Source organism: Paraburkholderia lebeckiae (genome assembly GCF_050436225.1).
GTDB lineage: Bacteria > Pseudomonadota > Gammaproteobacteria > Burkholderiales > Burkholderiaceae > Paraburkholderia > Paraburkholderia tuberum.
The window spans coordinates 4250775-4269899 of record NZ_JBNDLU010000002.1 but is presented as its reverse complement, the minus strand read 5'-3'; the positions used below and the strand labels follow the sequence as shown (position 1 = coordinate 4269899).

Genomic DNA, 19125 nt, shown 5'->3' with positions numbered 1-19125 from the left:
CCGTGAGGTGCCCCGTTCCTTGACTATGCCTGACGATTATTGCGTAAACGTGTGTTGCAGTGCAGAAACGGCGGCGGCCGGGTCGGCCGCTTCCGTCACCGCGCGCACCACGGCCGCGCAGCCGACATCGGTCGCGAGCACGTCCGGCAGCACCTGCAGATCGATCCCGCCGATCGCGACGAGCGGCACCACGCCGTCGAGCAGCCGCACGTAGCGTGCGAGGCGCCGCAAGCCCTGCGGCGCGGTCGGCATCACTTTGGTGGTGGTCGGGAACACGGCGCCCAACGCAATATAGCTCGGACGGAAATGCAGCGCCTTCAGCATCTCGTAGAAGCCGTGAGTCGACAGACCGAGCCGGATGCCCGCGTCGGCCAGCGCGGACAGATCCGCGGTATGCACGTCTTCCTGGCCGAGGTGCACGCCGTACGCGCCCGCCTCGAGCGCCGCCTGCCAGTGATCGTTGATGAACACCTGCGCGTCGTGCGCGCGGCCGGCCGCCACGCAGCGCGCGATTTCGCGCTTCAGCTCGTCGGCTGGTTCGGCCGACTTGCGGCGCAACTGCACCGTCTTCACGCCGAAGCCGACCACCCGTTCGACCCAGTCCGCGGTCGGCAACACCGGATACAGGCCGAGCCTTGCCGGGCAGCGCGGGAACGCCTTGGCGGGTGCCGCCGGCAGGTCGGTAAGGCGCGGAAAGCGAGCGAGGTCGGCCGGGAAAGCATCGTCGGTGCGGGTTTCGTCGCCATCGCGCCACGCGAGCGCGAGCACCAGCGCGTCGTGCGGATCGAAACCGCAGTCGAGGAACGCGGCAAGCGCGGGAATCCAGTCTTCCGCCAGATGGCCTTCGAGGCCGTATTTCTCGCCGCCCAGATGCAGCGTCGCGCGGTTTTCCGCGGCGACGATCACGCCCGCACCCCGCGTCAGCCAGCGCGCGATCTGCTCGCCGTGCTGCTGTGCGTCAGCGATCACGATCAGGTCGCCACCGTTCGGTTCGTCGGGTGCGATCAGGCAGATGCGCCACGGCGCGTGCGTCGGCGGCCAGTCGCCGAGACGTGCGCGGATGCGCTCGGCGGCTTCGATGAGTTCGTCGGCCGTCGGCCAGAACAGATCGCGGTCCTTCAGCGTCAACGTCTGAGTCATGCGGTACCCCCATCCTGATGCCAGAACGGCATGCCGACCACCGGCGTGCTCGCGTGCGCGCTCTCGCGCTCGGCCATCGGGCCCGCGAGATACGCTTGCCGACCCGCCTCGACACCCAGCGCGAACGCGCGCGCCATCGCGTCGGGGTGCGTCGCCTGCGACACGGCCGTGTTCAGCAGCACGCCGTCGAAGCCCCACTCCATCACCTGGGCCGCATGCGACGGCACGCCGAGCCCGGCGTCGACGATCAGCGGCACGTCCGGCAGCCGCTCGCGCAACACGCGCAGCCCGTATGGATTGATCACGCCCTTGCCGGTGCCGATCGGCGCGCCCCACGGCATCAGCGCCTCGCAGCCGGCGTCGAGCAGACGGCGGCCGATCACCAGATCTTCGGTGCAGTACGGCAGCACCTTGAAGCCATCCTTGACGAGACGCGCGGCGGCTTCGATCAGGCCGACCGGATCGGGCTGCAGTGTGTAGTCGTCTCCGATCAGTTCGAGCTTGATCCACTCGGTCTCGAAAATTTCGCGCGCCATGTGCGCGGTCGTCACCGCTTCACCGACGCTCAGGCAACCCGCCGTGTTCGGCAGCAGCGGCACGCCGTGGCGCTTGAGCAGATCGAAGAAGCCGGCTTCGGCGTTGCCCTCGTTCATCTGACGGCGCAGCGCGACCGTCACCATGCCGGGGCGCGCGGCGTCGATCGAATCGGACAGCGATTGCAGCGACGGATAGCGCGATGTGCCGAGCAGCACGCGGCTTGCAAAAGTTTGACCGTATAGCGTCAGCGCGTCGGCGGTCTCGTGAGAAGTCATTTGCATCATCCTGGTTTGCCGTCGCGGCTAGAACCGACCGCGTTGCGGCAATGGGTTTTCGGCGACGGTTGTCGCGTTCGGTAAGCGACAGGCTGGCGCGGTCGCGCTCAGCCGCCCGCGACCGGCTGCACGACGTCGAGCCGGTCGCCCGTTTGCAACGCGCGCGCCGCATGCTGCGCACGCGCGACGAAATCGCCGTTGAGCGCGACCGCGAACGGCGGACGCGCGCCAAAGGCGGCGAGCGCATCGGCGACAGTCGCGCCCTCGGGCAGCGACAACGGCTTCTGATTGATATGAATGTCCATGGTGTTCGAATACGGTTCAATCGATGGCGCAAGCGACATCGCGCGCGGCACGTCGGCCGCTACGCTCGGGCCGGCTCGCGCGCGAAATGCTGCTGGAACAGCTCGCTCCAGCGTGAGTCACGCCGCCAGCCGGCGAATGTGTCGGCATCACCGACGCGGCCGTCGAGCAGCGCGCTCGCGAAGCGCACGGCTTCGTCGGCGACTTCGGGCGCGATCATGTAGCCGTGCCGGTACAGGCCGTTCACGCGCAGCGTGCGCGCGCCGTCCCACAGCAGCGCGGGACGATGATCGGGCAAGGTCGGGCGGCACTGCGAATTCAGCTCGAGAATGCGCGCCTCGCCGAAGCCCGGGTGCACCGAAAACGCCGCGCTCAGCAACTCGAGCGCCGAACGCACGCTAACGGGCGACATGTCCTCGCCCTCTATCTCCGTCGCGCCGATCACGTAAAGACCGTTCTGCTTCGGCGCGATATACAGCGGGTAGCGCGGATGCAGTAGCCGCACCGGGCGCGTCAGCTGCAGGTGAGGCGCATGCACGCGCGCAACTTCGCCGCGGATGCCGCGCAGCGTCGGCAGCACCGGCTTCGCGCCGAGCCCGCGGCAATCGATGATGATGCCGGCGTCGGGCAGCGATGCGTCGTCGATCGGCGTGTTCCAGTGCGTGTCGACGCCGCGCTCGGCAAGCCCGGCCGCGAGCGCGGACAGCACCTGGCGGTTGTCGAGCTGGCCTTCTCGCGGCAGCAGCCAGCCTTGGCTGAAGCGGCCGGCCAACGCGGGTTCGGCGGCGCCGAGCTGCGCGCCCGCCAACGCGACGAAGCCGCCGTCGAGCAATTCGGCCGGCGCGTTCGCACGCACGCGCCGCTCGAATAGCGGCGCCTCAGTGCGATCCGCGTGATGCCAGACGACGAGCGTGCCGTTGCGCTGGAAAAACACCGGCTCCGGCAGTTCGGCAAGCACGCGCGGCCAGCTTTCGAGCGAACTCGCGCCAAGCCGCGTGATCAGCAGCTCGGCGCTCGCGGCCTCTGCCAGCGGCGCGAGCATCGCGGCGGCGACCCACGCGGCAGCCTGCGAACCGGTGGCATCGCCGCGCTCGTAGAGCGCCACGCGATGCCCGTCGCCAGCGAGGCGCCACGCGACCAGCCGGCCGCACAGGCCGCCGCCGAGCACGGCGAAATCGGGTCGGGCGGGATGATTCATCGCGCGCGCTCCGTTCGACTGCGGTGGGCAAAACCAAAGCGGCACGGCTCGCCCGAGGCGGCGTGACGAAGGGAAAAATGCATGTCTGAAGAATAGGCGGTCATCGAGTCCTTTCCGTACGGCCAAAAACGCACGTACCCAGGACGAAACCGGCGGGTGAAGCCGGCCGGTCACGACGTGCGCATGTGAGCTGCGCTCGCCGCCCGGCGGGGAATGGAAGACGGTTGCTTCCGGAAACTTCCCGCGCCGGTATTACCCGGATCGGGTGCAAAGGGTCTCTCTCAGCCTCGCCGCCCCGGCATGAAAGTCATGCCGCCTGTGGGCGAAGCACCCCTGTTTCGTCGCAGGTCATTAGACCATAAAAGGCGCGGCGCCCGCAAACCAGCGCTCCGCGGTCGCCACCCCAGTTTTGATCTGGCACCGTCTATCGAGATGCCGGTGCGAAGCGGCCCGGCGCTCTGGCACAATGCCGTGACCGGTGCCGCAAAAACGCGGCGCGCGCGGCGCTCGTGGCCGCATGCGTGGCGGCGGCACCCCAGCGGATGCCGGCCCCGAAAATTAATTTTCGCTTAAGGGCGTCACGCCAGAATCGGGCGCCCGTCCGGGCTCGCGTTCATCGAGCGTGATAGCGCGATGCCCGGCCAGGTATCGCAGACCCGCGGCAGCCACGCCCTCGCAAAGGGGCCTGCTGTTTGTGGGATCGCCCGACATGGGTCAACCAGATCGGACCCGTACGCCGGAATGGCACTTCGGGTCAGCACTTCATCAGGACGCTCATGACACCACATACTTCCGCCAGCCCCGCGCTGCCGCCCGACGAAAAGGTCTCCGCGTGGACCCTGATCAAGCCCTACTGGGTTTCCGAGGAACGAGGCATCGCGTGGGGGCTGCTCGTCACGATCATCGTGATGAATCTGCTCGTCGTCTGGATCAACGTGCGCCTGAATAGCTGGAGCAGGGACTTCTACAACGCGCTGCAGGCGAAGAACGTCCACGACTTCCCGCACCTGCTGATGATCTTTACCGGACTCGCGTTCGGTTTCATCATCCTCGCCGTGTATGGACGCTATCTGCGCCAGATGCTCGGCTTCCGCTGGCGCCAGTGGCTGACCACCCGCTACCTGAACGAGTGGCTCAACGACAGCGCGTTCTACCGCATCGAGCGCGACCGTCTCGCCGACAACCCCGACCAGCGGATCAGCGACGACCTGCAGTCGTTCGCGACCACCACGCTGTCGCTGACGCTCGATCTGCTGTCGACCGTCGTCACGCTCGTGTCGTTCATCACGATCCTGTGGTCGCTCGCGGGCGCGTTGAGCATCTCGCTCGGCGGCATGCCGCTGCAGATCCCCGGCTATATGGTGTGGGCCGCGGCGCTGTATGCGGTGGTCGGCTCGCTCATCACGCAGAAGGTCGGCCATCCGCTCGTGTCGATCAACTATCAGGCGCAGAAGGTCGAGGCCGATTTCCGTTTCGGTTTGATCCGGCTGCGTGAGAACGCCGAGCAGATCGCGTTCTACAACGGCATGGAAACCGAGAAGACGAACGCGCGCACGCTGTTCGGCCGTATCCGCGACAACTGGTGGCAGGTAATGAAGTACACGAAGCGCCTGACCTTCGTGCTGAGCTTCTACGGCCAGATCGCGATCATTTTCCCGATCGTCGTCGCCTCACCGCGCTACTTCGCGGGCGCGTTCACGTTCGGCGTGCTGATGCAGATTTCGAGCGCGTTCGGCACGGTCAGCGATTCGTTCTCGTGGTTCATCAACAGTTATACGAGCCTCGTCGAATGGCGCGCGACCGTGAACCGGTTGCGCGAATTCAAGCGCGTCGTGCATTCGCCACGTCTGAAGGAATCGGTGTCGCCGGCCACGGAACACGGCGGCATCAATCTGCATTTCGTCGACAGCAACACGCTTACCACCGACAGCCTCCAGCTCGCGCTGCCCAATGGCAACCCACTGTCGCGCATCCGCGATATCGCGATCCGGCCGGGCTCGCGCTGGCTCGTGCGCGGTCCGTCGGGCGCCGGCAAGAGCACGCTGATGCGCGCGCTCGCGGGCCTGTGGCCGTTCGGCGACGGCTCGATCGACGCACCGGTCAACGCGCGCATGATGTTCATCCCGCAGGTCAGCTACATGCCGATCGGCACGCTGAAGGCGGCGCTGGCGTATCCGTCGGCGGCGGACACCTATGGCGACGACGAATGCCGCGACGCGCTCATCACCTGCCATCTGTCGGAATACGCGGACCGTCTGCAGGAAACCGCGCACTGGACTCGCGTGCTGTCGCCGGGTGAGCAGCAGCGCTTCGCCGCCGCGCGCGTGCTGCTGCACAAGCCGGACTACCTGTTCCTCGACGAAGCGACCAGCGCGCTCGACGCGGAAAACGAGTCGCGGCTCTATCGGCTGTTCACCGAGCGGTTGCCGAAGGCGGCGATCGTCAGCGTCGCGCATCGCGAATCGCTCGCGGCGTTCCATGACGAAACGCTCGACGTCGAGCGTTCTGCCGAAGCGGTAGCGGCGTGAGCGACGCGAGCGGCGCTCACGTCAGCGAAGCGCACGGCACCGCCGCTCGCGTCGTGCTGATCACCGGCGCCGGTTCCGGCATCGGCGCGGCGCTCGCACGGCGCCTCGCGGCGCCGCATACGTCGTTGATGCTGCACGCGCGCGGCGCAGACGACGCCTCCCGTCGACGGCTCGTGCAGGTTGCCGCCGACTGCACGGCAAGCGGCGCACGCTGCGCGACGGTGTTCGGCGACCTCGCCGAGCGCGGTGCGGCGGAGCACGTGATCCATCAGACGCTCGCGAGCTTCGGCGCACTCGATCAACTGGTCGCGAACGCCGGCCATGCGCAGCGCCAAACGCTGGCCGCGCTCGATCCCGACACCTTCGGCGCCGCCTTCGCCGCGATGCCAGCCGCCTTCGCCGCGCTCGTGCGGCGCGCGATGCCCGCGCTCGAAACATCGAAGCGCGGTCGCGTGGTCGCCTTGAGTTCGTTCGTCGCGCATCGCTATCGCGCGGATGCGCCATTCGCCGCGACGGCGGCCGCGAAAGCGGCACTCGAAGCGCTTGCGAAAACGGCGGCCGCGGAGCTCGCGCCGCTCGGCGTGACCGTCAATTGCGTGGCGCCGGGCTACACGCGCAAGGATCGCGGCCCAAGCGCCGACAACGCGGCCGTGTGGGCGCACGCCGCCGAAGCAACGCCGCTCGGTCACGTCGCCGAACCGGACGACGTCGCCGCGCTGATCGCATTCCTGCTGTCCGACGCGGCACGCCACATCACCGGCCAGGTAATTCACATCGATGGCGGCTTGACGCTCGGTTAAGCCTCGCCTGCGCGCCGGCATCTCCGGACGCAACATCCGGAAAGACACGAGAAGAGTTCGAAAGCATTTGCGGAGCGCGCAAGCTGTTCCGCGCTTTGAAAATGCCTGCGAGCAGCGACGATAGTCGTACGGGCCGCGCCATGCGCCGGCCTTCGTTGATGTCAGTCACGTCTCTCATCGCAACCGCTCTTCGGACTCCTCGCCCATGTCATTCGCTCGCCGTGTTTCACCTTTGCTCCCGTCTTTGCTCCCGCGCATCGCGCTCGCCTGCGGCGCGGCGCTGCTGCTCACGAACGCCGTCGATGCCGCACAAACGACCGAGCCGAACCAACCCGCCGATATCTGCCCGGCGCTCACGCATATCGTCGAAGCGAGCGATTTCCGGCAACTGCCGGGCGAGGCCGCCGCGCAACTGCCGGGTGTCTCCCGTACCGACGATTGCCGCGCCGGCCCGAACGCGTACGACTGCCACTGGCGCGCGCACTGGCAAGCCGACGGCGTCATCAACGATCCGCTCGAAGAACTCGGCGCCGACATCGCCGCCTGCTTTCCGCGCGTCGTGCACGACGTCAACACACCCGTGCGCCAGCATTTCATCGTGACCACCGACGCCCACCGCGTGAACGTCACCGCGAGCGTGCAAGGTCAGAACGAACTGCGACTGCGCGTGACGCGCTGAGCGCGCGGCCGTCGCTGCTTTTGATGCTTCTTCGCATTTTGTGACCGGGATCGGGCGCTGCCTCATGACCTCGTCGCCGACCGTCCGCGCGCCAGCGGCAACCAGGCACTCGCGCCTGTGTCTGGTCGCCTCGCTGATATGCCGGCGTCGTTGCGCCCTTGCCGCCTTCGCCGCGACGCTGACGCTCGCGCTCGACGGCTGCGCCTGGACGCTGATGCAGGCCGCCGACGCCACCGGCTCCGTCATCCAGGCCGGCTACGCGATCGCGTCGAACTACTCGTCGCCGACCTTCGTCAACGGGCGGCCCGCGGATTTGCAGCACGTCTGCATCGAAGTGAACCCGACGGTGTCGGTCGGCGATTTCGTGCCGGCGCTGCAACTCGCGCTCGAACGGCGCGGTATTCGTTCGGACGTCTACAATCCCGGCACCTCGCCGGCCGGCTGCGAAGCGCGGCTCGTCTACAACGCCGCGATCGACTATGGCCGCCGCTCGTTCAGCGACGAATCGATCCAGTACCTGTCGATCATCGATCTGACGCTGATCCAGAGCGGCCGCATTCTGGTCACCGCGCGCTATCAGACCGGCGGCCTGAACACCGACCGTTTTTCGTCGGCCTCGGTCAAGCTCGGCGGACTGATCGAGCGGATGGTGATCGATCGGACCGATTTCCCGCGTCAAGCGCAGCAACAGCAGACCCTGCAAACCTCGCAGGCCTTCCCGCCGCCCCACTGAGTGCCCGCGGCTTTGCTTTCGCTTGCAGCGCCTTACACGGGAAAGGATTGGAAAGCGGTATACGCTTTGCGCGGCCCGTGCGCATCACTAAGATGACCTGAATGAACCAGACCATCCTGATCGTCGACGACGATCCCGTCGTACGCGAGCTCGTCAGCGAATATCTGCACGGCCGCGGCTTCAAGGTCGCCACGCTGGAAAATGGCTTGGCGTTGCAGCGCAGATTGCAGCACGAGCGGCCCGCGCTCGTCGTGCTCGACATCATGATGCCGGAGCTCGACGGCATCAGCGCGCTGCGCGCCCTGCGTGTCGCCGGCGACGACATTCCCGTGATCCTCCTGACCGCGCGCGCCGACCCGATCGATCGCGTGATCGGCCTCGAACTCGGCGCCGACGATTATCTCGGCAAGCCTTTCGAACCGAGCGAGCTCGTCGCGCGGATTCGCACCGTGCTGCGGCGTCGCGGCTCGATTGCGCCGGGCGCGCCCGAACAGCGCGCGCCCTATCATTTCGGCCGCTTCGAAGTGAATTTCCCCGCGCGCGAACTGCGCCGCGACGGCGATCGCATCACGCTGCGTTCGAGCGAATTCGCGATGCTGAAGGTGTTCGTCACGCACGCGATGACCGTGCTCACGCGTGCGCAGCTGCTCGAAAAACTGCACGGCAATAGCGAAGCGCATCGCAATCGCAGTCTCGACGTATCGATCTGGCGCTTGCGTCGATTGATCGAAGTGGACCCGTCGGAACCGCGCTACGTGCAGACGGTGTGGGGACGCGGCTACGTGTTCGTGCCGGACGGCGAGATCGGCGCGGCCGAACGCGGACCTGCGCCGCCGCCCGGTTAGCGGCGCCTGATGGTCGAAGCCGGCTGATCCGGCCCACGCGTCGCACGTAACGCGCAGCGCGGGGTCGCGCGCACCGCGCTGGCCCGGCTGACGGTCAAAACGTCAGCACACTCAGAAACATCCTCTGCAGCCAGCCCATCGTCGTCGCATCGTTGACCATGCCGAGGCCCGCCTGCTCGATGCGCGCGTTCGCGACCTTGCTCGACGCGACGTAATTGCCTGCTTCGATGTCCTTGGGATTGACGATGCCCGAGAGTCGAAGACGGTCGCGGGTCCCGCTCATCGCGATCACCTTCTCGCCTGACACGACGAGATTGCCGCCCGACACCATGCCGATCACGGTCACGGCTAGCGTGCCCGTCATGTCGCTGATGTCGCTCAGATTGCCCTGCCCTTTGTAGTCGGTGCTGGCAGAACCGATGTTGAACAGTTTCGCGAGTCGCGCGGCGGCATTCGTCGATTGATCCGCGGCGGTCGCGGTGATGCTGCTCGCGCGGTTCGCCGACGCGCTGGCGCTGTTGTTGCCGCTATACGATTCCGACAGCCGGATCGTCAGCACGTCGCCGACGTGCTGCGCGCGCGGCGTCTCATACAGCAGCAGCGGCGCGCCGGCCTGATAGATCGCGCCTTGCGTGTTGACGTTCAACGGCGCGGACGCGAGCGGCGGCGCCATCGGCGTTTCGACGATCGACCTGGTCTGCGCGCTCGAACAGGCCGCGAGACAGCTCGCGGCGCCGAGCACGAGGGTGAGACGTAGCGCGGTCATGCTGGCTCCGTGGCGAGAAAGATGAAATGGAGTTGAAGGGCGGCGCTAGTCAGACACCACCCGGCTTCGGCATTGGCTCGCGCCGATAATCAGAGATGCCAGGCAATCGTCAGCCCGCGTCGGCGTCGCTCGCCTGCCACTGCCGCACGACCGCTTTCATCCACCCATCCGAGCCCTTCAGCAGATACGTGAGCGTGCCGTTGCGGCTGCCGGGCAGAAAGCACAGCGTGATCGAACTCACCGCGTTCTCCCATACGTACATCGGCATCGCGCCCGGCGCCGCCGCGTTGCGCGTCGCGAGACGCGGCGGCCCGTAACGATCCTCGAGCGCGTCGCGCAGATCCTCCGCGGTCAGCTCGTCGATCACGAACGACATCTCGTAGAGACGCAGCGCGCCCTGCCCGTCGATGCGCGCGAAGCGCATCACGTGTTCGAGCGCCGGCGCACCATCGACCACGGCCTGCGACACCGCCCAGCGTTCATCATCGCGATGCGCCCAGCGGCACGCGACGCTCAGGCTATCGTGCGACTTCAGCCGCATGCCGAGCGCTCCGGCCTGCACGTCCGTCTCGCAGATCGGCACGCTGCCGACCGGCGTCGCGCGCACGGTCGAGCCCGCGCGGAATTCGTCGATCGTGATGCCGAGCGCGACGCCGCGAAACGAAAACGGCGCGTCCGGCGAGCGCCGCCGGGTGTCGGTGACGACGCTGTTCGATGCCGCGCTGGCCGCCTTCGCACTGCGCACGACGAGCTGTGCATGCGCGGCGCACGACAGCACACCGCCGAGCAGCATCAGTGCACCAACCATCCGGGTGAGCATCATGATTCAATCGATCGCGGAAGCGCACATGTCGAAAGGCGTCGCCGCCGCATGGCCGACGACCGGCAGCACTTTCAGGGTCGCTGCCGTGAGCCGGCATGGCAGCGCAGCGGCGCCGCAGCCGCCGAGCGGCAACAGCAGCGCGCCGGCAACGAGCCACGCCACGGCGCGCCGCCGCTGCTCAGTAGTTCTGGATAACGGCACGCGGACCTCGCCGATTCACGCAGTCGTGTTGACCAGATGGCCGATGAGCCCCGTCCCCGGCGCAGGCAGTGCAGGCTGCCCGAGCCCGGTGCTTTGCTGCGATTTCGCCGCCGCGCCCGTGGAGCTTGAACTGGCGGACTTCTCCGTGGCCGGCTTATTCGCCAGCGAGGAGAAAGACGTGGAACTGAGCGTATTGTGGATCGTCATGATGGACCTCGCGAAGGCGCGCATTGCGCACCGGTGTCGGTTGAACGCCGCGCGCCGTCGTCCGAGGCAGCGGGCCTCGTTCGGCGTGCGGCGCGACTTGCTGCGGAACCAATCATCGCGCCGCGCGGGTGCCGACGATGGGCGAAGCAAAGCACGCTTTCGCGCGGTTGTTACGATCCGTTCCGTGGGCTTGCGAGGGCTTTCGAGTGCTTGCCAACTGTTGTCATCGCGTGCCTGTCGTCGCGCAGAGCCGGATCAGGCAGTGCTAAAGTAAGCGCTGCACCTTCGCTGATCCGCCCCGGCGCGAGCCCGTCAGCGCCGAGCAGCACACAGTAAGTGTTGGTAAGGAAATGCCCGGGTCGCGCGTCGGGCGCGCCAGTCTAGAATTTCGCCATGAATCCACAGGTCCTTATCGTCGACGACGATCCGGTCGTACGCGATCTGCTTTGCAAGTTTCTGCAGTCGAACGGCTTCGATGCGTCCGTGCTGCATGACGGCACCCATTTGCAGCGTCGTCTCGAGCGTGAGCGGCCGTCGGTCGTCGTGCTCGACATCATGATGCCGAACACCGACGGCCTGCGCGCGCTCACCGCGTTGCGCGCCGCCGGCGACGACATCCCGGTGATCTTCGTGACCGCGCGCGGCACGGTGGCCGACCGCATCGTCGGTCTGTCGCTCGGCGCGGACGACTATCTGACCAAACCGTTCGATCCGCGCGAACTGCTCGTGCGGATCCAGACCGTGTTGCGCCGGCGCGGGCCGTCCACCACGAGCGCACCCGAAGCACGCAAGCGCTATCGCTTCGGTCCATTCGAACTGGACTTCGCCACGCGCTCGCTGAGCCGCGACGACGCCAAGCTGCCGCTGCGCGACAGCGAATTCGCGCTGCTGAAGATCTTCGTCAACAATCCGTACAAGGTGCTGTCGCGCGTGCTGATTCACGATCTCGTGCATCGCGACAACCTCGCGTTCCGCGACCGTAGCCTCGACGTACCGATCTGGCGCCTGCGCCGCGTGATCGAGGACGACCCGTCGAACCCGTGCTACGTGCAGACCGTGCGCGGCAAGGGCTACGTGTTCGTGCCCGACGCCAACGGCACACCCTTCGAGGACGGGGCCGCCCCGAGCGCATGAGAAATCCGCTGAACACGCTGTTCGGCAGAATGGCGTTGCTGTCGGCGGCGGTGCTGTTCGCGATTCAGGCGAGCTGGTTCGTGCTGGTGACGATGCAGCCGCCGCGCCATGAAATCGACGGCTTCGCGCGCGGCATCCTGCTCGTGCTGCAGGCGATCAACGGCGAGCCGATCAAGGGCGCCGCGCTCGCGCCGGCGATGCGCGTGCATCTGGTGCCCACCTGGAACATGCCGACCAGCGTGCATCTGGGCGAGCCGCACGAGCATATGGTGGTCGAACTGAGCCGGCACCTGCGTGAGAACTTGCCGGCCGGCACGCGGATCGCCGTCGACGATCTGCGTCCACCGCAACTGTGGGTGCTGGTCCCGGGCAAGTCGAACTGGGTCGTCGTGCCGGTCGACCTACCGCCGCCGCCGCGCTTTCTGATCGAATCGGTGTCGATGCTGGTCGCCGGGCTGATCCTGTCGTTGTTCGCGGTGTGGCAGATGCAACGGCCGTTGTCGCGCGTGGCCGATGCGTCGCGCGCGTTCGGCTCGGGCGGCCGGCCTGAACCCGTGCCGGTGCAGGGCCCGCGCGAGCTGCGTGACCTGATCGGCTCATTCAACGACATGATGCGGCGCCTGAACGAAGCCGGCGACGACCAGGCGGTGATGCTCGCCGGCGTCGCGCACGATCTGAAGGCGCCGCTCACGCGCCTGAAGCTGCGCGCAAGCGTGCTGGTCGACGAAAACGAGCGCGCGGGCCTGATCCGCGACGTCGATTCGCTGACCAACATCGTCCAGCAGTTCCTCGAATTCGCGGGCCAATCGGCGGACGCCGGACCGCCCGTCGAAGTCGACGAGTTCTTGCGCGAGCAGTTTTCCCCAGGCGATTACGCGGACGCCGCTGAAACCGCCGAAGCGGCGGACCCCGCCGAAACCCCGCTGTTCGCGCTCGATCTGCGCGCCGGCCCCTCGTTCACGCTGCCGCGCACGCTGCTCGACCGGCTGGTGACGAATCTCGTCGACAACGCGCTCGAACACGGCATGCCGCCGGTGGAAATCTCGACTGCGTGCGACGACCGTCATTGGACGATTAGCGTGCGCGACCACGGCGCCGGCATTCCCGACGACCGCATTGCCGCGGCGATGAAGCCGTTCGTGCGGCTCGACGCCGCGCGCGGCGGCGAAGGCCATTGCGGGCTCGGTCTCGCGATCGTCGCGCGGCTCGCACACGATCGCGGTGGACGCTGCTTCGTGCGCAATCACGCGCAGGGGGGGCTCGAAGTACGGATCGAATTGCCGGTGGACCCGGCGCTGTCGTAAGGATGCTCGCAGGCAAACGCGGCGCGGACCGGACACTTACCTGCCCTTACCGCATCGACTGTCGCGCGGGTTGCGGCCTTATAGTCGCCCTCGGCAACCTCGATGCAGCCCTTCCCGGTCCGCCCGCACCTCTGCGGCGGACTTTTTTTTGCGCTGCAGGAAGGCCAACAAAGCGCGCCAGCGAAGCGCGTCAATGCACGAGCCGATTGCGCAGCGCGTCGACCGTCGCCGTGGAAAGACCGAGGCCTTGCGTCAGGTAGCTCGCCATCGTGCCGTAGCTCGCCTGCACCTGGTCGAAGCCCGCCTGCAGATAATTCTCGTCGACGTCGAGCAACGGCGCTCTCGCAATCGCGATGGCCGCGCCTTCCTGCGCGCGCAGTGTGGTGGTTTGCGCTGCGATCGATGGCGCGAGATAGACGTTGCTGAGCAGGTAGTCCTGCATGATCACGTCGAGCGGAACGTTGGCGATGCTGAGCAGCAGCGCCGCGACCCAGCCCGCGCGATCCTTGCCCGCATTCGAGTGGAATAGCTGCGCGCCCGTGCCGTCGGCGAGCGCGCCGAGCAACGCGCCATAGGCGGCTCGCTGCGGGCCGCCGGTCACATACTCGCGCGCCTGCGCCTGCATGAACGCGACGGCGTTGACCGGAGAATCGACCGGGGGTGCGACGAAGTCGTTCATGCCGAGCACGTTCAGCGTCGAGGATGTCGCGCCGCTCGGCAGCACGTCGGCGGTGCGTGCGATTTCGGCGGGCGTGCGCAGGTCGTAGACCGACACGATACCGAGCTTGTCGAGCGTCGCTGTGTCGGTGCCGCTCAGCGTCAGCGCGTTCGCGCGATAGAACACGCCGCGCCGCATCTGTTTGCCGTCGACGGTCAGGTAGCCGGCACCCGCGCCGCCGACATCGCGGAAGTTGCTGACCGACACAAGCCGCGGCGTAGCCGGCTGATCGGCTTCGAGACTACCGCCGCAGGCGGACAGCAGGGTACTGCCGAAACCCGCGGCCAGCATCGCACCGGCCGAGTCCCTCAGAAAGCGTCGCCGCGCCGCCGACGCCTCGCCCGGGATGCCGCGCTCCACGGGCACGGTCATGCTCGCAAGGGCGCGGAAAGGCGAACGGTTTTTCACGGTAACGGACATCGGGGCGACAGGTGATAGGAGGATAGTGGGGCAGCCGGGGCTGCAGACGCAGTTTAACGTTGACCAATACGTTTTGCGTTACATCGTAGCGGTTAGTAAGAAAAAAAGAGGGACGGTTGGCCCACTGATTTCCGTTCCCTTGCGGTGCCTTATCGGCCGTTACCTCTCGCACGCCCTTTTTGACCCCGACTGGCCTCACGACGCCGCATCCCCGTAGAATACGGACACCCTCCCATCCGGCCCCCGCAGGCACAAGAAACCTGGAGACCACAAGAAAACATGTCTTCTCTCCAATGGTTCACCGAGCTGACCCCGCGCGAGCGTCGCACGCTATTCGCCGGTTTCGGCGGATACGCGATCGACGCGTTCGACTTCATGATCTACTCGTTCCTCATTCCGACGCTGATCGCGACGTGGGGCATGAGCAAAAGCGAAGCAGGCATGATCGCCACCAGCTCGCTGATTTCGTCGGCGATCGGCGGCTGGCTCGCCGGCATTCTTGCCGATCGCCACGGCCGCATCCGTGTACTGCAATGGACGATCGCCACCTTCGCGATTTTCACGTTCCTGTCTGGCTTCACGCAGTCGTTCTGGCAGTTGCTCGCCACGCGTACGCTGCAGGGCATCGGCTTCGGCGGTGAGTGGTCGGTCGTGACGATCATGATGGCCGAGACGATCCGTTCGCCGCAGCATCGCGCAAAGGCGGTCGGCACCGTGCAGAGCAGCTGGTCGTTCGGCTGGGCGGCCGCGGCGATCGTCTACTGGGCGGCTTTCGCGTTGCTGCCGGAGCAGTACGCGTGGCGCGCGTGCTTCTGGGTTGGCCTGCTGCCCGCCGCATGGATCATCTATATCCGCCGCAATGTCAGCGACCCCGACATCTTTGTCGCGACCCGTCGCGCGCGCGAAAGCGGCATCAACACGTCGCACTTCATGCAGATCTTCTCAGCCGAGCATCTGAAGACAACTGTGCTCGGCAGCGCGCTGTGCACCGGCATGCTCGGTGGCTACTACGCGATCACGACGTGGCTGCCCACCTATCTGAAGACGGAGCGCCATCTGTCGGTGTTCAATACGAGCGGCTATCTGATCGTGCTGATCGTCGGTTCGTTCGTCGGCTATATCGTCGGCGCGATTCTGTGCGACAGGATCGGCCGGCGCGCGTCGTTCGTGCTGTTCGCGGTCGGCTCGTTCGTGCTCGGCATGGTCTACACGATGCTGCCGATCACCGACGCGATGATGCTCGCGCTCGGCTTTCCGCTCGGCATCGTCGTGCAGGGAATTTTCGCGGGCATCGGCGCGTATCTGTCGGAGCTGTATCCGAACGAGATCCGCGGTTCGGGACAAGGCTTCTGCTACAACCTCGGGCGCGGGCTCGGCTCGTTCTTTCCGATACTCGTCGGCACCTTCGCGCAGACGATGACGCTCGTGAAGGCGATGGGCATCGTCGCGGGTTCGGGGTATCTGCTCGTGATCGTCGCCGCGTTGTGCCTGCCGGAAACGAAAGGCAAGGTACTCGGGGCGGCCGGCTCCGCCGCTTGAGATCGTCTGAAACCGCAGTTCCCAATCATGAAAACGATCGTACTCGGCGGCGGCGTCATCGGCGTCGCCACTGCTTTTTATCTGTGCCAGCAAGGCTGCGACGTGATGGTGATCGAGCGCGAACCCGACGTCGCCCTGTCCACGAGTTTCGGCAACGCCGGTGTGATCGCGCCGGGCTACGTGACGCCATGGGCCGCGCCCGGCATGCCGGCGAAAATCCTCAAGTACCTGTTCAAGCCGGCCTCGCCGCTGATCTTCCGGCCGACGCTCGATCCGGCCCAATGGCGCTGGATCGCGCGCTGGCTGCGCGAGTGCGACCTCGACCGCTTTCGCGTGAACAAGCAGCGTATGCAGCGCATCGCGTACTACAGCCGCGCTTGCCTGCACGAATTTCGCGGCCGTCATCCGTTCGATTACGGCCGCAGCCAGGGCTATCTGCAACTGTTTCGCAGCGAGTACGACGTCGAACTAGCGCAGCCGGCGCTCGCTGTGCTGCGCGATGCGGGCATCGTGCATCGGGAAGTCAGCGCCGCGCAGTGCGCGGAGATCGAGCCGGGTCTGCACTGGGCGCGTCAGGCGCCGTTCTCGGGCCTCTATCTGCCCGACGACGAGGCCGGCGACTGCGCGCGCTTCACCCGCGAACTGCGCGCGATCTGCGAACGCAATGGTGTGAGCTTTCGCTTCGACACGCGCGTCACGTCGCTCGATGTCGAGGGAGCGACGGTGCGCGGCGTGCATATTCAAAGCGAGCGGGGCGCGCAGACGCTGCCGGCCGACGCGGTGGTCGTCGCGCTCGGCGTCGATAGCGCGGCGCTGCTCGCGCCGCTCGGCGTGAAGGTGCCGCTCTATCCGGTGAAGGGCTATTCGGCCACGCTGCCTGTGACCGACGAGGAAAAAGCGCCACGGGCGGCACTCATGGACGAATCGCTGAAGACGGCGATCACGCGCTTCGGCAACAACCTGCGCATCGCGGGTACGGCGGAGCTCGGCAATCGCCAGACGACGTTGCGCGAGCAGGCGCTGCAAACGCTGCTCACGGTGCTGCGCGACTGGTTTCCGCACGCGGCCAATCCGACTTCCGCTCACTTCTGGGTCGGCCGCCGGCCGATGACGCCCGATGGCGCGCCGCTGCTCGGCCCGTGCAACATCGATAACTTATGGCTGAACCTCGGGCACGGCTCGACGGGCTGGGCGATGTCGATGGGCTCGGCGCGCGTGGTCGCGGATCTGATCGCGCAGCGCAATCCGGAGATCGATCTCGACGGTCTGACGCTCGCGCGCTATCGCCAATGAGGCGGACATAACGCACCGCGACCAGGCAAAAGAAAACCGGGCTCCCCTTTCAGGCGAGCCCGGTTTCTTTTTTACTGCATTGCTTTCCCGCTACCGGCGCACTTCATGGGGCGCCTTGTGGTCTCCACGTCTTCCTGCAAATCGTGGCCGGCGCGCGCGGCCTGGAACTCCAGGCACGCACACCGGCTGAAGACGCTTAACGCGGCAGTTCCGAATGCCCCATCAGGAACGCATCGACCGAACGTGCGCACTGACGGCCTTCGCGAATCGCCCAGACCACGAGCGACTGGCCGCGGCGCATGTCGCCCGCCGTGAACACCTTGTTCACCGACGTGTAGTACGCCTTGTCGCCCTCGGTCGTGGCGCGCACGTTGCCGCGCGCATCCTTGTCGACGCCGAACGCCTCGAGCACCGGCGACACCGGCTGCGTGAAGCCCATCGCGAGCAGCACGAGGTCGGCCTTCATTTCGAATTCAGAGTTCGGCACTTCGACCATCTTGCCATCTTTCCATTCGACCCGCGCGGCGATCAGCTTCTCGACCTTGCCGTTCTTGCCTTCGAGACGCTTGGTCGCGACCGCCCAGTCGCGCTCGCAGCCTTCCTCATGCGACGACGACGTGCGCAGCTTGATCGGCCAGTACGGCCATACGAGCGGCTTGTTCTCTTCTTCCGGCGGCTGCGGCAGCAGTTCGAACTGCGTGACGCTCTTCGCGCCATGACGGTTCGACGTGCCCACGCAGTCGGAACCGGTATCGCCGCCACCGATCACGACGACGTGCTTGCCCTTCGCGACGAGCTGGTTAGGCACTTTGTCGCCGGCGTTGACCTTGTTCTGCTGCGGCAGGAATTCCATCGCGTAGTACACGCCTTCGAACTCGCGGCCCGGCACCGGCAGATCGCGCGGCGTTTCCGAACCACCGGAGATCACGACCGCCTCGAACTGTTCGTTCAGCTCGGCCGGCGTGATGGTCTCCTTCGCCGTGTTGCCGATGTGCGCCGGCAGCGAGTCCGGCTTGCCGATGAACACGTTGGTGCGGAACGTCACGCCTTCGGCTTCCATCTGGCGCATGCGGCGGTCGATCTGCCACTTCTCCAGTTTGAAGTCGGGGATGCCATAACGCAGCAGGCCGCCGATCCGGTCGTTCTTCTCGAACACGGTCACGTCATGACCGGCGCGCGCGAGCTGCTGCGCGGCGGCGAGACCCGCGGGGCCCGAGCCGACCACGGCAACCTTCTTGCCGGTCTTGTGCTTCGGCGTTTGCGGCGCGACCCAGCCTTCGGCCCAGGCCTTGTCGATGATCGCGTGCTCGATCGACTTGATGCCGACCGGGTCGTCGTTGATGCCGAGCGTGCACGCCGCTTCACACGGCGCCGGGCAGATGCGGCCCGTGAACTCGGGGAAGTTGTTGGTCGAGTGCAGCACTTCGATCGCGTTCTTCCAGTCCTGACGGAACACCAGGTCGTTGAAGTCCGGGATGATGTTGTTGACCGGGCAGCCGCTGTTGCAGAACGGAATGCCGCAGTCCATGCAACGCGCGCCTTGAATCTTCGCCTCGTCGTCGGTCAGTGCCGCGACGAATTCCTTGTAGTGCTTCACACGCGTGAGTGGAGCCTCGTACGTCTCGTGGCGACGTTCGAACTCGAGAAAACCGGTTGCCTTGCCCATGTGGTTCTCTTCTCTA

At 66.5% G+C, this 19125-nt stretch carries 19 protein-coding genes and 1 riboswitch; of the genes, 9 read left to right on the top strand and 10 right to left on the bottom strand.

The window, feature by feature from the left end:
- Nucleotides 1-36: 36 nt before the first annotated feature.
- The 4 genes from thiE to OKW45_RS34305 form a co-directional block, all read right to left on the bottom strand.
- Complete coding sequence (gene thiE, locus OKW45_RS34320; protein WP_429473226.1) at nt 37-1140, bottom strand: thiamine phosphate synthase; 1104 nt, start codon at nt 1138-1140, stop codon at nt 37-39.
- Nucleotides 1137-1952, bottom strand: coding sequence for a thiazole synthase (locus tag OKW45_RS34315; RefSeq protein WP_429473224.1), 816 nt, complete (start codon nt 1950-1952; stop codon nt 1137-1139). Before OKW45_RS34315 ends, thiE begins: the two co-directional genes overlap by 4 nt.
- A gap of 107 nt (nt 1953-2059) precedes the next feature.
- Nucleotides 2060-2257, bottom strand: a complete 198-nt coding sequence (gene thiS / locus OKW45_RS34310) for a sulfur carrier protein ThiS (RefSeq protein WP_026225709.1) — start codon at nt 2255-2257, stop codon at nt 2060-2062.
- 59 nt (nt 2258-2316) lie between these two features.
- Nucleotides 2317-3453: an FAD-dependent oxidoreductase gene (locus tag OKW45_RS34305; RefSeq protein WP_429473223.1), complete on the bottom strand. Its 1137-nt coding sequence runs from the start codon at nt 3451-3453 to the stop codon at nt 2317-2319.
- A gap of 221 nt (nt 3454-3674) precedes the next feature.
- A riboswitch (TPP riboswitch) is annotated at nt 3675-3798 on the bottom strand.
- Nucleotides 3799-4229: 431 nt separating this feature from the next.
- On the opposite strand from OKW45_RS34305, the gene OKW45_RS34300 reads away from it, so the two are divergent.
- The 5 genes from OKW45_RS34300 (at nt 4230) to OKW45_RS34280 (ending at nt 9038) form a co-directional block, all read left to right on the top strand.
- Entirely contained in the window at nt 4230-5981 is a 1752-nt protein-coding gene (locus tag OKW45_RS34300) for an ABC transporter ATP-binding protein/permease (protein WP_429473222.1), read from the top strand.
- Nucleotides 5978-6781 carry an SDR family NAD(P)-dependent oxidoreductase gene (locus OKW45_RS34295; protein WP_090802109.1) on the top strand — a complete coding sequence of 268 codons (804 nt, stop codon included), beginning with the start codon at nt 5978-5980 and terminating at the stop codon, nt 6779-6781. Before OKW45_RS34300 ends, OKW45_RS34295 begins: the two co-directional genes overlap by 4 nt.
- 205 nt (nt 6782-6986) lie before the next feature.
- On the top strand, nt 6987-7460 hold the full coding sequence (locus OKW45_RS34290) for a hypothetical protein (protein ID WP_429473221.1): 474 nt from the start codon (nt 6987-6989) through the stop codon (nt 7458-7460).
- A gap of 64 nt (nt 7461-7524) precedes the next feature.
- On the top strand, nt 7525-8193 hold the full coding sequence (locus tag OKW45_RS34285) for a hypothetical protein (RefSeq protein ID WP_429473219.1): 669 nt from the start codon (nt 7525-7527) through the stop codon (nt 8191-8193).
- 101 nt (nt 8194-8294) lie between these two features.
- Nucleotides 8295-9038: a response regulator gene (locus tag OKW45_RS34280; protein ID WP_018420197.1), complete on the top strand. Its 744-nt coding sequence runs from the start codon at nt 8295-8297 to the stop codon at nt 9036-9038.
- Between the two features lie 94 nt (nt 9039-9132).
- Here OKW45_RS34280 and OKW45_RS34275 read toward each other — a convergent pair whose 3' ends face one another.
- The 4 genes from OKW45_RS34275 to OKW45_RS34260 all read right to left on the bottom strand — a co-directional run bounded on the left by OKW45_RS34275 (nt 9133) and on the right by OKW45_RS34260 (nt 11035).
- The gene (locus OKW45_RS34275; RefSeq protein WP_018420196.1) at nt 9133-9804 is read right to left on the bottom strand and encodes a flagellar basal body L-ring protein FlgH; all 672 of its coding nucleotides are present in this window, start codon (nt 9802-9804) and stop codon (nt 9133-9135) included.
- A gap of 109 nt (nt 9805-9913) precedes the next feature.
- Nucleotides 9914-10627 (bottom strand): hypothetical protein, encoded by a 714-nt coding sequence (locus OKW45_RS34270; protein WP_429473218.1) that lies wholly within the window; start codon nt 10625-10627, stop codon nt 9914-9916.
- Between the two features lie 3 nt (nt 10628-10630).
- Nucleotides 10631-10789: a DUF6726 family protein gene (locus OKW45_RS34265; protein ID WP_018420194.1), complete on the bottom strand. Its 159-nt coding sequence runs from the start codon at nt 10787-10789 to the stop codon at nt 10631-10633.
- 54 nt (nt 10790-10843) lie between these two features.
- The gene (locus OKW45_RS34260; RefSeq protein ID WP_429473216.1) at nt 10844-11035 is read right to left on the bottom strand and encodes a hypothetical protein; all 192 of its coding nucleotides are present in this window, start codon (nt 11033-11035) and stop codon (nt 10844-10846) included.
- A gap of 393 nt (nt 11036-11428) precedes the next feature.
- On the opposite strand from OKW45_RS34260, the gene OKW45_RS34255 reads away from it, so the two are divergent.
- Nucleotides 11429-12169 (top strand): response regulator, encoded by a 741-nt coding sequence (locus OKW45_RS34255; protein ID WP_018420192.1) that lies wholly within the window; start codon nt 11429-11431, stop codon nt 12167-12169.
- On the top strand, nt 12166-13473 hold the full coding sequence (locus tag OKW45_RS34250; RefSeq protein ID WP_429473214.1) for an ATP-binding protein: 1308 nt from the start codon (nt 12166-12168) through the stop codon (nt 13471-13473). The genes OKW45_RS34255 and OKW45_RS34250 overlap by 4 nt, the downstream gene beginning before the upstream one ends.
- A 190-nt stretch (nt 13474-13663) precedes the next feature.
- On the opposite strand, the gene OKW45_RS34245 is transcribed toward OKW45_RS34250, so the two are convergent.
- The gene (locus OKW45_RS34245) at nt 13664-14563 is read right to left on the bottom strand and encodes a tyrosine-protein phosphatase (RefSeq protein ID WP_018420190.1); all 900 of its coding nucleotides are present in this window, start codon (nt 14561-14563) and stop codon (nt 13664-13666) included.
- Between the two features lie 327 nt (nt 14564-14890).
- Between OKW45_RS34245 and OKW45_RS34240 the strand changes: the two genes are divergently transcribed.
- The gene (locus OKW45_RS34240) at nt 14891-16150 is read left to right on the top strand and encodes an MFS transporter (protein WP_429473212.1); all 1260 of its coding nucleotides are present in this window, start codon (nt 14891-14893) and stop codon (nt 16148-16150) included.
- Between the two features lie 27 nt (nt 16151-16177).
- Nucleotides 16178-17443, top strand: a complete 1266-nt coding sequence (locus OKW45_RS34235) for a D-amino acid dehydrogenase (RefSeq protein WP_018420187.1) — start codon at nt 16178-16180, stop codon at nt 17441-17443.
- Between the two features lie 196 nt (nt 17444-17639).
- Here the strand turns inward: OKW45_RS34235 and OKW45_RS34230 are convergent, their stop codons facing one another.
- Complete coding sequence (locus OKW45_RS34230; protein ID WP_429473210.1) at nt 17640-19109, bottom strand: glutamate synthase subunit beta; 1470 nt, start codon at nt 19107-19109, stop codon at nt 17640-17642.
- Nucleotides 19110-19125 lie beyond the last annotated feature (16 nt).